Origin of the sequence: Mycolicibacterium palauense (assembly GCF_002592005.1) — a bacterium.
GTDB lineage: Bacteria > Actinomycetota > Actinomycetes > Mycobacteriales > Mycobacteriaceae > Mycobacterium > Mycobacterium palauense.
In genome coordinates this window covers 20,075-36,096 of record NZ_NVQF01000033.1, presented here as the reverse complement: position 1 = coordinate 36,096, position 16,022 = coordinate 20,075, and the positions used below count along the sequence as shown (strand labels likewise).

Below are 16,022 nucleotides of genomic sequence, written 5' to 3'. Positions count from 1 at the left end.
CTGCTTGATCAGGCACTGACCTTGCGTTTGCGCGGCGCGCGTTTGGGCGCCGGCTTCGGCCGGACGTCGATCATCTCGGCGAGGAACTTGCCGGTGTAGCTCTCCGGGACCAGCGCCACGTCCTCCGGGGTGCCCTCGGCCACCACCGTGCCGCCGCCGGCGCCGCCCTCGGGTCCCATGTCCACGATCCAGTCCGAGGTCTTGATGACATCGAGGTTGTGTTCGATGACGATCACCGAATTACCCTTGTCGACAAGGCCGTTGATGACCTTCAGCAGTTTGCGGATGTCCTCGAAGTGCAGGCCGGTGGTGGGCTCGTCGAGGATGTACACCGTGCGCCCGGTGGAACGCTTCTGCAGCTCGGCGGCCAGTTTGACGCGCTGCGCCTCCCCGCCGGACAGCGTCGGGGCCGGCTGGCCCAGGCGCACATAGCCCAACCCGACGTCGACGAGCGTCTTCAGATAGCGGTGGATACCGGTGATGGGCTCGAAGAAGTCGGCGGCCTCCTCGATCGACATGTCGAGCACCTCGGAGATGGTCTTGCCCTTGTAGTGCACCTCCAGCGTCTCCCGGTTGTAGCGGGCGCCGTGGCACACCTCGCAGGGAACGTAGACATCCGGCAGGAAGTTCATCTCGATCTTGATGGTGCCGTCGCCCGAACAGGCCTCGCAGCGTCCGCCCTTGACGTTGAAGGAGAACCGGCCCGGCTGGTAGCCGCGCACCTTGGCCTCGGTGGTCGCGGCGAACAGGGTGCGGATCTTGTCGAACACCCCGGTGTAGGTGGCGGGGTTGGAGCGCGGCGTGCGGCCGATGGGCGACTGGTCGACGCGCACCAGCTTGTCGACGTTGTCGAGCCCGTTGACGCGGGTGTGCCGGCCGGGGACGTGGCGCGCACCGTTGAGTTTGTTGGCCAGCACCGCGGCCAGGATGTCGTTGACCAGTGTGGACTTACCCGACCCGGACACCCCGGTCACCGAGGTCAGCACCCCCAGCGGGAAGCTGACGTCGATGCCCTTGAGATTGTGCTCCCGCGCCCCGACGACGGTCAGCCGGCGGCCGCGGTCGACCGGTCGGCGGATCGCGGGCATCTCGATGCTCTCCCGGCCCGCCAGATAGGCCCCGGTGATGGAATCGGGATTGCGCAGCAGCGCCTCATAGGTTCCGCTGTGCACCACCTGCCCACCGTGTTCACCGGCGGCCGGACCGATGTCGACCACCCAGTCCGAATGGGCGATGGTGTCCTCGTCGTGCTCGACCACGATCAGTGTGTTGCCGAGATCCCTGAGCCGCGTGAGTGTCTCGATGAGCCGCCGGTTGTCGCGCTGGTGCAGCCCGATGGACGGCTCGTCGAGCACGTAGAGCACGCCGACCAGCCCGGACCCGATCTGGGTGGCCAGCCGGATCCGCTGGGCCTCCCCGCCGGACAGACTGCCCGCCGAGCGTTCCAGCGACAGATACTCCAGCCCCACGTCGAGCAGGAAGCCCAGCCGGGACTGCACCTCCTTGAGCACCTGACCGGCAATCGCCTGCTCCCGGGAACCCAGGGTCAGCGCGTTCAGGAAATCCGCGCAGTCCGAGATCGACAGCGCACACACCTCGGCGATGGACTTCGCGCCGCGGTCGCCGGCGGCCAGGGTCACCGCCAGAATCTCCGGCTTGAGCCGCGTGCCGTGGCAGACCGGGCACGGCACGTCGCGCATGAACCCGTCGTAGCGTTCCTTCATCTGCTCGGACTCGGTCTGCTCCATGCGCCGCTGCAGGAAGGCCATGACACCCTCGAAGTCGGCGTAGTAGGAGCGGGTACGCCCGTAGCGGTTCTTGTAGCGCACGTGCACCTGCTCGTCGCACCCCTCCAGGATCGCCTTGCGCGCCTTGGCCGGCAGCTTGCGCCACGGGGTGTTGACGTCGAAACCCATCGACTCGCCCAGGCCGGCCATCATCCGGGTGAAGTACTCCGAGGTGTGCCCCATCGACCAGGGCGACACCGCCCCCTCGGCGAGCGTCAGCTCCGGGTCGGGCACCACCAGGTCGGGGTCGACCTCCTTGCGGATCCCCAGACCGACGCACTCCGGGCAGGCGCCGTAGGGCGAGTTGAACGAGAACGAGCGTGGCTCGAGGTCGTCGACGGCCAGCGGATGGCCGTTGGGGCAGGCCAGCTTCTCGGAGAAACGCTGCTCCCGGTGCGGATGGTCGTCGTCGCGGTCGACGAACTCGAGCACCACGATGCCTTCGGCGAGGTTCAGCGCCGTCTCCACCGAATCGGTGAGACGCTGTTTGGCCGACGCCTTGACCGTCAGGCGGTCGACCACGACCTCGATGTCGTGCTTCTCCTGTTTCTTCAGCTTGGGCGGGTCGGTCAGCGGGTGCACGACACCGTCGACCCGGACCCGGCTGTAGCCCTGGGTGTTGAGTTTCTCGAACAGATCGACGAACTCACCCTTGCGGGTGCGCACCACCGGTGCCAGCACCTGGAACCGCAGACCCTCGTCCATGGCCAGCACCTGGTCGACGATCTGCTGCGGGGTCTGCCTGGCGATGCGCTCGCCGCAGACCGGGCAGTGCGGTGTGCCCGCGCGGGCGTAGAGCAGGCGCAGGTAGTCGTAGACCTCGGTGATGGTGCCCACCGTCGACCGGGGATTGCGGTTGGTCGACTTCTGGTCGATCGACACCGCCGGCGACAGGCCCTCGATGAAGTCGACGTCGGGCTTGTCCATCTGACCGAGGAATTGCCGGGCGTAGGCCGACAGCGACTCGACATAGCGGCGCTGCCCCTCGGCGAAGATGGTGTCGAAAGCCAGCGACGACTTGCCGGACCCGGACAGCCCGGTGAACACGATCAGGGCGTCGCGGGGCAGGTCCAAGTCGATGCTGCGCAGATTGTGCTCGCGCGCACCCTTGACGATCAGGCGCTCAGCCACCCGGTCCCTCCACTACTGTTTGCGCTGGTCGGCGCGCACCCGAACGGGCGGCCACCGACGTCGGTGTCCATGCTATGTGTCGGCACCGACAGCGAGCGCCCGACGGGTGGCCACAACCAGCACCGTGACCAGTAACGTGGCCGACATGACCGTGATCGCTGACACCTACACCGGCCACGTCGAATCCGGAAGCGGTGCCCGCCGGACCCTGCCGGGGGCGACCATCGCCAAAGTCTCGGTCGGCCCGATGGACAACAACGCCTACCTGGTGACCTGTTCCCGGACCGGCGAGACACTGCTGATCGACGCCGCCAACGACGCCGACACGCTGCTGGAGGCGATCCGCGAGGCGGCGCCCAAGGTCACGTTGATCCTGACCAGCCATCAGCACTTCGACCACTGGCAGGCGCTGGAGGCCGTCGCCGCGGCGACCGGCGCCCCGACGGCCGCCCACCAACTCGACGCCGACCCCCTTCCGGTGCGACCCGACCGCATCCTGGCCCACGGCGACCAGATCACCGTCGGCGACCTCGTCTTCGACGTGATCCATCTGAGCGGGCACACCCCGGGCTCGGTGGCGCTGGCGCTGTCCGGCGACGCCGTCAGCGGGGTGACCCAACTGTTCACCGGCGACTGCCTGTTCCCGGGCGGGGTCGGCAAGACCTGGCAGCCCGGGGATTTCGAGCAGCTGCTGCACGACGTCACCACCCGCGTGTTCGATGTCTACGACGACGCGACGGTGGTCTACCCCGGCCACGGCGACGACACCACGCTCGGAGCCGAACGTCCGCACCTGGCGGAGTGGAAGCAGCGGGGCTGGTAAGACCCGCCCGGCCTCAACGGGCTCAAGACCTGCCCCCAAGAGCTGCCCGGGCCCCCGAGGCCCGCTGGCCCCGGGGCTGCCGACCGGCCGGGGTTCAGCCGGTGGTGTGCACGATCAGCACGTCCACCTTGGAGCGGCGCGCCACGTTGGCGGGCACCGAGCCCAGCAGCCGCCCGGCGATGGTGCTCAGCCCGACGTTGCCGACCACCAGCAGGTCGGCGTCGACCTCTTCGGCAAGTTCGACGAGCGCATCCACCGGGGCGCCCACGATCGCCTTCTCCTCGATGTTCGCCGCGCCGGCGGCCTTGGCCCGGTCGCGGGCCTCCCGCAGGATCGCGTAGATGGGGGCGTTCCCGGACATCTTGTAGCCCTCGTCCTTGAGAACGTCGGCGGCCCGGGAGTCCTCGGACGACGGGAAGTACGCGGTGGCCACCACGACCTTCGCGTCGGGACCCGAAGCGAGCGCGCCCGCCCGGTCGACGGCGCGCAGCGACGAGTCTGAGCCGTCCGTGCCGACCACCACGGTCTTGTAGCCGCTCATCCATACCCTCCCAAGGTTCACGTGTCTTCGCGAATGCAGGTGCCAACGACAGACATTAACCCGCCGTCACCGCAACTTGGGCACGATTGACCACACCGTCGTCGTCAGCGTCTGCTATTTTGCCGCCTCACCTGGATGGACGCGACCCCCGGGAACGGCGTGAGCTTGGCGACATCGCCGCGGGCCCGGACACCGTGATGTTGCTCGCAACACACCCTTGCGGCGCGGCGCCCCACGTCACCCCCACGATCCCCAACGCCACTGCGCGGCAGCGGGACTGCGTGACAGGATCGTGGCATGGGGCAGTTCCTTGCGCGAAGCGCGCTGACCGGGTTCGCGTTGTGGGTGGTGACCCTCGTGGTTCCGGGGATCTCGTTCGTCGGTGGCCAGAACGCGCTGCAGCGGGCCGGCATCATCTTCGTGGTGGCGATGGTCTTCGGGGTCGTCAACGCGATCATCAAGCCGATCGTGCAGATCCTGTCCATCCCGCTCTACATCCTGACCCTGGGCCTGTTCCACGTCGTGATCAATGCGCTCATGCTGTGGATCACGTCCTGGATCACCCGCCACACCACCCATTGGGGGCTCGTCGTCGACCAGTTCTGGTGGACCGCGATCTGGGCCGCCATCGTGTTGTCGATCGTCAGTTGGGTACTGTCGCTGCTGGTCTCCGACGCCGGCCGGGTCCTCCGCTGAGCCGCCCGTCAGTGCCGTCCGTCAATGTCGTCCGTCATTGCCGTCCGTCAGTGCCGCCCGCTCAGGTCGTCGGGTTGAGGATCTGCTGCGCGACATAGGTGGCGGCCTTGTCGGTCATCCCGTTCCAGGTGTACGACCAGTGGGCGAGCAGGTTCTGCCCCTTCGAGCAGAACGGATCGCCGGAGGCGCACAGGTCGATGGTCCGATTCCCGTACTGCGGACTGATCTCGGTCAGCGGCCCCAGCTGGCGGTGATCGCGGGACGGGTTGCCGAAGACCGCCACCGCGGCGATGTGGTCGGCGATCGCGTCGGGCAGCGGTGCGGGCCTGAAGAACCAGATGATGCGTTGTCCGATGGTGATCAGGTCGATCACCGCCGCGCCCTGCGACATGCCGCCCAGCACGATCCTGGTCGCCGGACAGGCCGCGGCCAGGTACTGGACCTGGCCGTTGGCGTTGACCGCGCCCGCCGAGGCGGAGGCGCCGAAGTTCCAGTTCGCCGGATAGTCCACGGGGTACACCGATATGGACTTGCCCAGGGTCTTCCAGTGCAGCCGGTTGACGAACGACTTTCCGACGAAGCCGACCCCGGGCGGGTCGCCGGTGCCGCGCGCGAAGACCACCGCGATATCCGGGCACGCCGCGCCGGCCGCGGGCGCGGTCACAGTGGCCGCCAACGGCGCCGACACTGTCACCAGCGCAGCAGCGAGTAGACGGCCGAGGCGGAGGCGCACCGCTAAACGTTGACACATCTCCAGCAAATCCGGAGGGGCCGAGACGAATCCGAGACGACACGGTGACGCAACGGTTGCGTTCCCGTGCTGCGGAGCCCGTACACCGGCCGTTGCCCGCCCGGGAGCGCCCAGCTCCGGTCATGGCCGAGCCTCTCCGAGACTCCGCCCGGCGACGCGCGCACCCGCGCGGCCGCCGAACCGCACAGGCCTGCCGTGTGACCTAACTCACCTGGGAATCCGCGGCGCCGCGACACCCGGCGGTTCGTCGGCGCCACCGGCGGCGGCCGACCCCTCGGCCAGGCGACCGCCACGAACACACCCGCCCGAGCCTGAGCGGCCGCCACCACGGACTGCCCCCAGGCCGGGAGTGCGATCCGGCCCGGCGCCTTTCGGTTTTGCCGCGCGACCCTGCAAAACTGGCAAATCGCTGTGCGCTTCTTTTGGGCAAAGGCGTCGGTACTTTTCTGCTACCGGGCCAGCCGGTGCGGTGATCACACCCGTCCGCGCCCCGCCCGACGGGATGCGCCGTACCCGAACGCCGCGAGCACCGCGAAGACGGCGAACAGCCACCGCGACGCCGAGGCGTCGCCGCGGTCGGTCATATTCACCACCACACCGGCCATGCCCGCCCCAATCGCACCACTCATCAGCTGCACGGTGTTGATCGCCGCGGCGGCGGTGGCCGCCTCCCCCGGATCCTCGACGGCACCCATCGCCCACGCCGACAGGTGCGGCCAGGCCATCCCGATACCGGTGCCGGCCAGTGCCAGCGCACAGGCCCAGGCCACCACGACGAGCGGCGGAGCCCCGGCGACCTGGGTCAGCGCCGCGATCGCCAGGCCGGCGGCCATCACCAGCGGGGCGACCGCCACGATCCGCACGGTCGTCCGCGGCCGGTCCACCGAGGCGCTGGTGAGCTCGCCGGCGGTCCACCCGACCGACAGCGCCGCGGCCAGCAATCCGGCGACCACCGGCACCAGGCCGGCGAGGCGCTGCCCGAACAGCGGCACATACATGTCCACCATGGTGGCGGCCATCAGCATCCCCAGCGTGATGTAGATCCACTTCAGCGGACCGGGCCGAAAAGCGGTGGGCGGCAGCACCGACGAGTCCGCGCGCCGATCGACCACCACGAACAGCGCGACCACGCCCACCCCCGCACCCAGCAGCACGACGGTCGCCGCCGGGTTGTGCGGGATGGCGGCGGCGCTGACCAACAATGCCGCCGTTCCCAATAACATCAGCGACCAGGTCGGGATGTTCCACGGCGTGCGGGTCGTCGCCGCATCCCGTCGGGGCAGTACGACGGGCACCAGCAGGCCCATCACGACGGTCAGTACCGTCAGGGAACCGAAAGCCCAACGCCACATACCCAACTGGGCGAACAGTCCGCCGGAGGCCGGACCCACCAGCGTCCCGACCCCCCACATCGCCGACACCAACGCCGAGGCTCGGGTCCACAACCGTTGTGGCAGAGCGGCATTGATCACCGCGTAGCCCAGCCCGGCCAGCAGCCCGCCACCACCGCCCTGCACCACCCGGCCGACGAGCAGCAGCTCCATCCGGGGGGCGGCCGCGCACAGCACGCTGCCGAGCCCGAACACCGTCAGGCTGAGCAGGTAGGCCCAACGTGGCCCCAACCGCGTCAGCACGGCGCCGACCGTGGTGGCCGCGGCCACCGAGGCCACCAGGTAGACGGTGGTCACCCACGAGTACAGCCGTTGTCCACCGATCTCGCCGACCGCACTGGGCAGCAGACTGACGGTGAGGAACTCGTTGATCGCGTAGAGCGCCACCCCGCCCGCCAGCACCCCCGACGTGCCGAGGTAGCGCGGCCCCAACAGGTCCCGCCAACTGCCGACCCCATCGGTCGCGGCCTCCGTCACGGGATCACCGTACGACCTCAAGCGCGGTTGAGCTCAATCGCCGTAACCCCCTGGCCGTCACCCTCGGGGCCGGCCGCGCGTTACTTGAGGCCCGCGGCGTCCATTCCGCGCAGCTCCTTCTTCAGATCGGCGATCTCGTCGCGGATCCGCCCCGCCAGCTCGAACTGCAGATCCCGGGCCGCGGCCATCATCTGCTCGGTGAGGTCCTTGATCAGGTCGGCCAGTTCCGCGCGCGGCATGTTGGACGTGTCGCGGCCCTCGACGATGCCGGCGCTGACCGCGCGGCCCGGCTCCCCCTGGGCACGCCGGCCGCGTGACCTGTTGCGGCCCGAGCCGCCGACCTCCACGGTGTCGCTGTCGTCGGCCTCGCGGTAGACCTGGTCGAGGATGTCGGCGATCTTCTTGCGCAGCGGCTGCGGATCGATGCCGTGTTCCTCGTTGTAGGCGATCTGCTTGGCCCGCCGGCGCTCGGTCTCGTCGATGGCCTCCTTCATCGAGTCGGTGACGCTGTCGGCGTACATGTGCACCTCACCGGAGACGTTGCGCGCCGCCCGCCCGATGGTCTGGATCAGGCTGCGCGGCGAACGCAGAAAGCCCTCCTTGTCGGCGTCGAGGATCGCCACCAGCGACACCTCCGGCAGGTCGAGACCCTCGCGCAGCAGGTTGATGCCCACCAGCACGTCGTACTCGCCGAGGCGCAGCTGGCGCAGCAGCTCCACCCGGCGCAGCGTGTCCACCTCGGAGTGCAGGTACCGCACCCGGATCCCCATCTCCAGCAGGTAGTCGGTCAGATCCTCGGCCATCTTCTTGGTCAGGGTGGTAACCAGCACCCGTTCGTCCCGCTCGGTGCGGGCGCGGATCTCGGCGATCAGGTCGTCGATCTGGCCCTTGGTCGGTTTGACGATGACCTTCGGGTCCACCAGACCGGTGGGGCGGATCACCTGCTCGACGAACTCGCCGGCGGTCTGGCTGAGCTCGTAGGGCCCCGGGGTGGCCGACAGGTACACCGTCTGCCCGATCCGCTCGGAGAACTCCTCCCACGTCAACGGCCGGTTGTCGACCGCCGAGGGCAGCCGGAACCCGAAGTCGACCAGGTTGCGCTTCCGCGAGATGTCGCCCTCGTACATCCCGCCGATCTGCGGGACGGTGACATGCGACTCGTCGATGACGAGCAGGAAGTCCTCCGGGAAGTAGTCGAGCAGCGTGGCCGGGGCCGAGCCGGCGGGCCGGCCGTCGATGTGACGCGAGTAGTTCTCGATGCCCGAGCAGAAGCCCACCTGGCGCATCATCTCGATGTCGTAGTTGGTGCGCATCCGCAGCCGCTGGGCCTCCAGCAGCTTGCCCTGCCCGTCCAGCTCGGCGAGCCGCTCCTCCAGTTCGGACTCGATGGTCGAGATGGCCTGCGCCATCCGCTCCGGCCCGGCGACGTAGTGCGTCGCCGGGAAGATCCGCAGCGAGTCCACCTTGCGCACCACGTCGCCGGTCAGCGGGTGCAGGTAGTACAGCTCCTCGATCTCGTCGCCGAAGTACTCGATGCGCACGGCGAGTTCCTCGTAGGAGGGGATGATCTCGACCGTGTCCCCGCGGACCCGGAAGGTGCCGCGGGTGAACGACAGATCGTTGCGCGTGTACTGGACGTCGACGAGCAGCCTCAGCAGCCCGTCGCGGGGCACCTCCTCGCCGACCCGCAGCTCCACCGACCGGTCCAGGTAGGACTGCGGGGTACCGAGGCCGTAGATGCACGACACCGACGCGACGACCACGACGTCGCGCCGGGACAGCAGGCTGGAGGTGGCGGAGTGCCGGAGCCGCTCGACGTCGTCGTTGATCGAGCTGTCCTTCTCGATGTAGGTGTCCGTCTGCGCGATGTAGGCCTCGGGCTGGTAGTAGTCGTAGTAGGACACGAAGTACTCGACCGCGTTGTTCGGCAGCATCTCGCGAAGCTCGTTGGCCAGCTGGGCGGCCAGGGTCTTGTTCGGCGCCATCACCAGGGTGGGCCGCTGGAGCCGTTCGATGAGCCACGCCGTGGTGGCCGATTTGCCCGTCCCGGTGGCGCCCAGCAGGACGATGTCACGCTCCCCCGCGTTGACCCGCCGTTCCAGCTCGGCGATGGCGGCGGGCTGGTCGCCGGCGGGCGAGTACGGGCTGACGACCTCGAACTGTCCGCCGGCCCGCACGACGTCCTCGACCGCGCGGTACTCGGAGTGCGCAAGCACGGGATGCTCGGTAGCGAAAGCCATGCGTTCCAGGGTATGCCCGGCCACCGACAGGATCAGCGCCGACGGAACAGCCTGCCTAAGCTAGACCAATCCACCCACCCAAGCACGAGACCTTCGACGTCGCCGCCCGCACCAACACCGACCCGAAAGGGGTGGTGCGGGCGGTCGACGAGTACCAGGTCAGGCCGTGGGGCCTGTACATGGCCCGGCCGACCCCGGGGCGGGCCCAGTTCCACTACCTGCAGTCGTGGCTGCTGCCGACGTTCGGTCTGCGGGCCAGCATCTTCCACTGGAACCCGGGCCACGAGCGCGATCAGGACTTCTATCTGGATGTCTGCGAGATCGACGTCGCCGGCAACATGTGGCGGACCGTCGACCTCTACCTCGACCTGGTGGTTCGTACCGGCCGCGGTACCGAGGTCGTCGATCTCGACGAACTGCTGGAAGCGGTGCGCGCGAGCCTGGTCTCCGAGCAGGCCGCCGAAGGGGCGCTCCGGACGGCGTTCACGGCCGTGGCCGGGCTGACCGAGCACAGCCACGACCTGACCGAATGGATGCAAAGTAACGCGATTGAGCTCTTGTGGCGATGAAAGCGTAATGTCGGCGAATGTGAAGAACCACGCACGGGCAGCGGCCGCCGCTGTGGTGCTCGCGGTGGTGACTGGACAGCTGACCGCGCCGGTGGCCTGGGCGGATCCGGAGCCGGCGCCCGCGCCCCCGTCGCTGCCGGTCGCCGGTGAACAGCCCGCGGCGCAGGAGACAGGACCTGCCCCCACCCTGCACAACGTCACCTACCGGGCCCGGGTCGACGGGATTTCGCGCGGCGCGCTGATCACCTACAAGATCAACGACACCCAGGTGCGCAGCGCCGACCCGACGATGCTGCCCGGCCGCACGTTCGAGGCGCAGACCGTTCTCGACGACCCGAACGCGGCCGGGATGCGGATCCGGATCCAGTGGCCGTACTCGGCCAACCTGCACTGCGAGATCCTGGTCGACGACGCCACCGTCGCGCAGGCGGATCAGTTCATCGCGCCCCGGCTGACCCCGGCCCGCGACGACCCCGACTACGGGGTGCTGATGTGCGGCGCCCCGCTGATCGGTACCACCGGTGACACGGGCGACGCGGGCGGCGGGGGCACGCCGACCACGGCCGCCGACCCCGCTGCCCCCGTATCCCCCGAGCCGGCGGCGGGCCAGCCCGCCTGAGCGCCGTGTGCCGTGGGTGGCCGGCCTGGCCCGCCCGCGCACAACACGCGACCTGCTCGTACTGGGCTGCCCCCACGCAACGTGCCGTCCAGACCGCACACCACACGCGACCTGCCCGCACCGAACGTGCAACCTGAGCGGCTCCCGGCGCCCGCGATCGATCTGGGCGCACACTCGATGACCTCAGGCCGGCGCGGGGACCTCGCCGGCGCGGGGACCGCAGGCCGGCGCGGGGACCTCGCCGGCGCGGGGACCGCAGACCGGGCTAGGGCCGCCATCCGGTGGAGTCCGCCCATGCCCACGCCCGCCGGTAGGCGTCGAGGAACCAGGGCTCCTTGGCCGCCGCGTAGGCGCCGTGCGCGTCGGCGCCCGCACCCGCCTCGGCCTGCGCGTGTCGCTTGGCCGCGAGGTATTCGGCGTGCACCCCCGGGGTGGCCGCCAGCCAGTCGGTGAACAGTAAGGCGAACTGCTGATTGGGCCAGCCGTCGACCCGGATGTGCACGTTGGTCGGCCGTCCCGGATCGGCCGATCCGTGGAACCTCTTGTGCCACAACGCCGGATCCGGGGAATGGTCGTACCGCCCGTCGGTGGAGCGGCCGTCGGGCTTGGCCACGTCGGCGGTGATGGACGACACCGGCGGATACCCCACCGGCTCCAGCACCTCGGCGAGTCCCTCGGCGTCGGCCAGCGAGCCGACGGTGATCTGAACGTCGATGACGTCCTTGCCGTCGAGCCCCGGCACCGCCGTGGATCCGATGTGGTCGATGCGCTTGGCGCGGTGACCGCAGGCGGTGCGCAGCCTGGCCAGCACCCGGCCCGCCTGATCCGGCCAGGACGGGTCGTAGGGCACCAGCTCCAACGGCTGCCGGGCGGGGCGGCCGTGCTGCACGTTGTACGCGAACGGGACGATGCGGGAGTGCCAGAGCTCGCGAGCCCGCTCGATCAACTCCCCCTGGCTGCCGGAGTTGTCCAGCCAGACGTCGGCGACGGCACGGCGCTGCTCGTCGCTGGCCTGTGCCGCCACCCGGGCGCGCGCGTCCTCCTCGGTGAAGCCCCGGTACTCGACCAACCTCGCCACCCGGGTCTCGGTGTCGGCGTGCACGATGACGACCAGCGGAAACAGCGGAGCCATCTGGGATTCCACCAGTAGCGGGATGTCCTCGACGATCACCGGGTTGTCCGCGGCGGCGACGGCCTCGGCGATCAGCTCCGAACGGCGGTGCGCCACCAGGGGATGCACGATGCCGTTGAGCGTGGTCCGCTTCTCGTCGTCGCTGAACGCGACCGCGGCCAGGGCCGGCCGGTTCAGCGCCCCGTCGGGCAGCAGAATGTGTTCGCCGAAGGCGTCGACCAGCCTGGCCAGCCCCTCGGTGCCGGGTTCGACGACCTCACGGGCGATCACGTCGCCGTCGACGACGACCGCGCCGCAGTCGGAGAAGGTGGCCGACACCGTCGACTTTCCGGCCCCGATACCGCCGGTCAATCCGATTCGCAGCATCCCGACAGTCTGGCAGGGCCTCTTGACGGCCCGGCGCCCGGCCGTGGGTCTGTCCGAAAAGAGAACTCCCCGGCTCGGACGAACCGAGCCGGGGAGTTCCGACGAGTGAACGGTCAGGCAGTCAGATCACGCACTGCCGGCGAGCTTCTCCCGCAGGGCGGCCAACTGTGCGTCGCTGGCCAGCGAACCACCGGCGGACTCCTCCGAGCGCGAGGAGCCGTTGGCCGACGGACGCTCGGCGGCCTCGGCCTCGGCAGCGGCGAACTTCTCCATCTGCGCGGTGTGCATCTTGTGCCGGCGCTCGGCCTCGGTGTAGCGGGCCTCCCACTCCTGGCGCTGGGTGTCGAAGCCCTCCAGCCATTCGTTGGTGTCGGCGTCGAAGCCCTCCGGGAAGATGTAGTTGCCCTGCTCGTCGTAGCTGTCGGCCATGCCGTACTTCGACGGGTCGAACTCCTCGGTGTAGTCCTCGTTGGCCTGCTTGAGGCTCAGCGAGATACGGCGACGCTCCAGGTCGATGTCGATGACCTTGACCATCGCGTCGTCGCCGACGGCGACCACCTGGTCGGGAACCTCGACGTGGCGCTCGGCCAGCTCGGAGATGTGCACCAGGCCCTCGATGCCCTCCTCGACGCGGACGAACGCGCCGAACGGCACCAGCTTGGTGACCTTGCCCGGCACGATCTGGCCGATGGCATGGGTGCGGGCGAAGTGCCGCCACGGATCTTCCTGGGTGGCCTTCAGCGACAGCGAAACCCGCTCGCGGTCCATGTCGACGTCGAGCACCTCGACGGTGACCTCGTCGCCCACGGAGACGACCTCGGACGGGTGGTCGATGTGCTTCCAGGACAGCTCGGAGACGTGCACCAGGCCGTCCACCCCGCCCAGATCGACGAACGCGCCGAAGTTGACGATCGAGGACACCACACCCTTGCGGATGGCGCCCTTCTGCAGCTGGTTGAGGAACTCGCTGCGCACCTCGGACTGGGTCTGCTCCAGCCATGCGCGGCGGGAGAGCACCACGTTGTTGCGGTTCTTGTCGAGCTCGATGATCTTGGCCTCGATCTCCTTGCCGATGTACGGCTGCAGGTCACGGACCCGACGCATCTCGACCAGGGAGGCGGGCAGGAAGCCGCGCAGGCCGATGTCGAGGATCAGGCCGCCCTTGACGACCTCGATGACGGTGCCCTTGACGGCCTCGTCCTTCTCCTTGAGCTCTTCGATGGTGCCCCAGGCACGCTCGTACTGAGCGCGCTTCTTGGACAGGATCAGGCGGCCTTCCTTGTCCTCCTTGGTGAGGACCAGAGCTTCGACCTCATCACCGACGGAGACGACCTCGTTCGGGTCGACGTCGTGCTTGATGGAGAGCTCACGGGAAGGGATGACACCTTCGGTCTTGTAGCCGATGTCGAGCAGGACTTCGTCACGGTCAACCTTGACGATGGTCCCTTCGACGATGTCGCCATCGTTGAAGTATTTGATCGTTTTGTCGATGGCGGCGAGAAAGTCCTCGGAGGAGCCGATATCGTTGACGGCTACTTGCGGCGAGGTGACGGCGGGACTTGGCATATTGTTGGGTTGCTCCGGACAGCTTTGGTCGTAGGGATTTGTTTTTCTTGGCTGCGCCCCGAATCGTGCTGGGGCGCTGCGCCCCGGATCACGCTTGGGGCACGTGACCCGCGATCGCGTGCACACGGGTACCCGTCGAGCCTACTCGACAGGGCACATGCTGGACAAACCTGGGTCCACGACCCGGCTACTCTGCTCGGGTGTCCCATCCGGTTCCGCCGCCGATGCCGGCGCTTCCCCGCAAACTTCGCGACGTGGGCGCGCCGATCGCCGCGATCATCGTCCTCGGCACGCTCGTCGCGCTGATTCTGGTCCTGCTCACCAGCGTCAACCCGCTGGGCACCGTCGTCGGATTCGTGCTGACCAGCATCGCCATGACCGCCGTGGTGCTGGCCTATCTCTGGTTGGACCGCTGGGAGCCCGAACCGCCACGGCTGCTGGTGCTGGCGTTTCTGTGGGGCGCCTCGGTGGCGGTGCTGCTGTCGGTGGTGCTGGAACTGGTGACCGAGTCGGTGGTCAATCCCGCGGCCGCAGACGCCGCGGGCGGCCCGGTGGCCAGCGCCTTCACCGTCGCGGTCGCGGCGCCGGTGATCGAGGAGGCCGCCAAGGGCCTCTTCCTGCTCATCATGATGACCGGCCGGCGCCGCCACGAACTGAACTCCCTGACCGACTGCCTGGTCTACGCCGGGATCACCGCCGCCGGGTTCGGCTGGATCGAGGACATCTTCTACATCGCCGACGGTGATTCGCTGGGCGCCTCCCTGGCCACCGCGGCACTGCGACTGCTGATGGCCCCGTTCGCGCATCCGCTGTTCACCACGTTCACCGGAATCGGCGTCTACTTCGCGTTGCAGCAACGCCACGCGCTGGCCAAGGTCGGCTGCATCGCGCTCGGCTACGCCGCCGCGGTGGTCATGCACGGGTTGTGGAACGGCTCGGCGCTGTTCGGGGTCGGCGCCTATTTCGGGCTCTACGTGCTGTGGATGATGCCGGTGTTCGCGTTGGCGATCGTGCTGGCGGTGCAGAGCCGGCGCCGGGAACAACGCGTGGTGGCCGCCACACTGCCGGGCATGGTGACGGCCGGGTTGATCAGCCCGGCCGAGGCCGGCTGGCTGGGATCGCTGAGGGCCCGCAAGCATGCGATCGCCGCGGTGACCCGTGTCGGCGGCCGCCGCGCGGGCAGGGAGGTGAAGACCTTCGCCGCCCAGGTGGTCGAGCTGGCCTTCGTCCGCGATCGCATCGACCGCGGGTTCGGCGACCCCTGGGTGCACACGCTGCTCTACGACGAGACCCAACGGGTCTACGCGGCCCGTGCGGTCGCGGCGCCGGCGTTGCAGCATCTGAGCGCGCACCGCCACCCGGGCTAGCCGAGTTCACGGCGGCCCGCCGCGGTGTATCCAGCGCGGCCCGCCGCCCTGTGTCCAGCGCGGCCCGCCGCGGCGTATCCAGCGCGGCCCGCCGCGGTGTATCCAGCGGTGCCCAGCAACGCGCGTCCACCCGGAACGCGGCCGAGCACCCGCACGGCCAGCCGGTCCCGCATCCGCTGATGCGCCGGGGGCGTGGGCGCGGCATGGCGCAGATCCCGGTAGCCGGCGCCGGCCCATCCCGCGGCGATGGCGGCGTCGGTGACCCCCGCCCGCGCCCGTCCCGGGTCCACCACCGCCAGGGCGACCGCGGTCAGCGCGTGCACCGCGTCGACCCAGGTTCCCATCGCCAGTACCTCGGGGCTGGGACGCCGCCCCGACAGGGTGGCCTGCGCCAGGTGGCGTGCCCCCAGGATCCGGGCGACGACCCGGCTGGGCCCGTCGACGGTGAGTCCGTGCACGGTGCCCAGCACCCCGTCGGGATCGGCCAGCAGGGCGAGCCCCCAGGCGGCCCGGCCGAGTTCGATGCCGCGGTTTCCCCGCAATGGCGTGGCGGTCGGCGTCATGGG

Annotated in this window: 13 protein-coding genes; 5 read left to right on the top strand and 8 right to left on the bottom strand. The window is 69.3% G+C overall.

What is annotated here, in order from left to right; all coding sequences use genetic code 11:
- Positions 1-8: 8 nt before the first annotated feature.
- The gene (gene uvrA, locus CSR00_RS14945; RefSeq protein ID WP_099023195.1) at positions 9-2,918 is read right to left on the bottom strand and encodes an excinuclease ABC subunit UvrA; all 2,910 of its coding nucleotides are present in this window, start codon (positions 2,916-2,918) and stop codon (positions 9-11) included.
- Between the two features lie 145 nt (positions 2,919-3,063).
- Between uvrA and CSR00_RS14940 the strand changes: the two genes are divergently transcribed.
- A complete protein-coding gene (locus CSR00_RS14940) occupies positions 3,064-3,741 on the top strand; it encodes an MBL fold metallo-hydrolase (protein WP_099023216.1) in 678 nt (225 codons plus the stop codon).
- Positions 3,742-3,835: 94 nt separating this feature from the next.
- Here CSR00_RS14940 and CSR00_RS14935 read toward each other — a convergent pair whose 3' ends face one another.
- Positions 3,836-4,282, bottom strand: coding sequence for a universal stress protein (locus tag CSR00_RS14935; RefSeq protein WP_099023194.1), 447 nt, complete (start codon positions 4,280-4,282; stop codon positions 3,836-3,838).
- Between the two features lie 297 nt (positions 4,283-4,579).
- Here CSR00_RS14935 and CSR00_RS14930 point away from each other — a divergent pair, with 297 nt between their 5' ends.
- On the top strand, positions 4,580-4,978 hold the full coding sequence (locus CSR00_RS14930; RefSeq protein ID WP_099023193.1) for a phage holin family protein: 399 nt from the start codon (positions 4,580-4,582) through the stop codon (positions 4,976-4,978).
- Between the two features lie 61 nt (positions 4,979-5,039).
- Here the strand turns inward: CSR00_RS14930 and CSR00_RS14925 are convergent, their stop codons facing one another.
- The 3 genes from CSR00_RS14925 to uvrB all read right to left on the bottom strand — a co-directional run bounded on the left by CSR00_RS14925 (position 5,040) and on the right by uvrB (position 9,837).
- On the bottom strand, positions 5,040-5,642 hold the full coding sequence (locus tag CSR00_RS14925) for a cutinase family protein (protein WP_245906038.1): 603 nt from the start codon (positions 5,640-5,642) through the stop codon (positions 5,040-5,042).
- A gap of 560 nt (positions 5,643-6,202) precedes the next feature.
- Positions 6,203-7,597: an MFS transporter gene (locus CSR00_RS14920; RefSeq protein ID WP_099023192.1), complete on the bottom strand. Its 1,395-nt coding sequence runs from the start codon at positions 7,595-7,597 to the stop codon at positions 6,203-6,205.
- Positions 7,598-7,677: 80 nt separating this feature from the next.
- Positions 7,678-9,837: an excinuclease ABC subunit UvrB gene (gene uvrB, locus CSR00_RS14915; protein WP_099023191.1), complete on the bottom strand. Its 2,160-nt coding sequence runs from the start codon at positions 9,835-9,837 to the stop codon at positions 7,678-7,680.
- 68 nt (positions 9,838-9,905) lie between these two features.
- Between uvrB and CSR00_RS14910 the strand changes: the two genes are divergently transcribed.
- The gene (locus CSR00_RS14910; RefSeq protein WP_099023190.1) at positions 9,906-10,406 is read left to right on the top strand and encodes a ribonuclease FAU-1 family protein; all 501 of its coding nucleotides are present in this window, start codon (positions 9,906-9,908) and stop codon (positions 10,404-10,406) included.
- A gap of 19 nt (positions 10,407-10,425) precedes the next feature.
- Positions 10,426-11,025, top strand: a complete 600-nt coding sequence (locus tag CSR00_RS14905) for a hypothetical protein (protein ID WP_245906036.1) — start codon at positions 10,426-10,428, stop codon at positions 11,023-11,025.
- Between the two features lie 265 nt (positions 11,026-11,290).
- Here CSR00_RS14905 and coaE read toward each other — a convergent pair whose 3' ends face one another.
- On the bottom strand, positions 11,291-12,523 hold the full coding sequence (coaE, locus tag CSR00_RS14900) for a dephospho-CoA kinase (RefSeq protein WP_099023188.1): 1,233 nt from the start codon (positions 12,521-12,523) through the stop codon (positions 11,291-11,293).
- Positions 12,524-12,649: 126 nt separating this feature from the next.
- Complete coding sequence (gene rpsA, locus CSR00_RS14895) at positions 12,650-14,089, bottom strand: 30S ribosomal protein S1 (RefSeq protein WP_099023187.1); 1,440 nt, start codon at positions 14,087-14,089, stop codon at positions 12,650-12,652.
- Positions 14,090-14,313: 224 nt separating this feature from the next.
- On the opposite strand from rpsA, the gene CSR00_RS14890 reads away from it, so the two are divergent.
- Positions 14,314-15,456: a PrsW family intramembrane metalloprotease gene (locus CSR00_RS14890; protein WP_099023186.1), complete on the top strand. Its 1,143-nt coding sequence runs from the start codon at positions 14,314-14,316 to the stop codon at positions 15,454-15,456.
- Here the strand turns inward: CSR00_RS14890 and CSR00_RS14885 are convergent.
- Complete coding sequence (locus CSR00_RS14885) at positions 15,453-16,019, bottom strand: hypothetical protein (RefSeq protein WP_245906034.1); 567 nt, start codon at positions 16,017-16,019, stop codon at positions 15,453-15,455. The genes CSR00_RS14890 and CSR00_RS14885 overlap by 4 nt on opposite strands.
- Positions 16,020-16,022 lie beyond the last annotated feature (3 nt).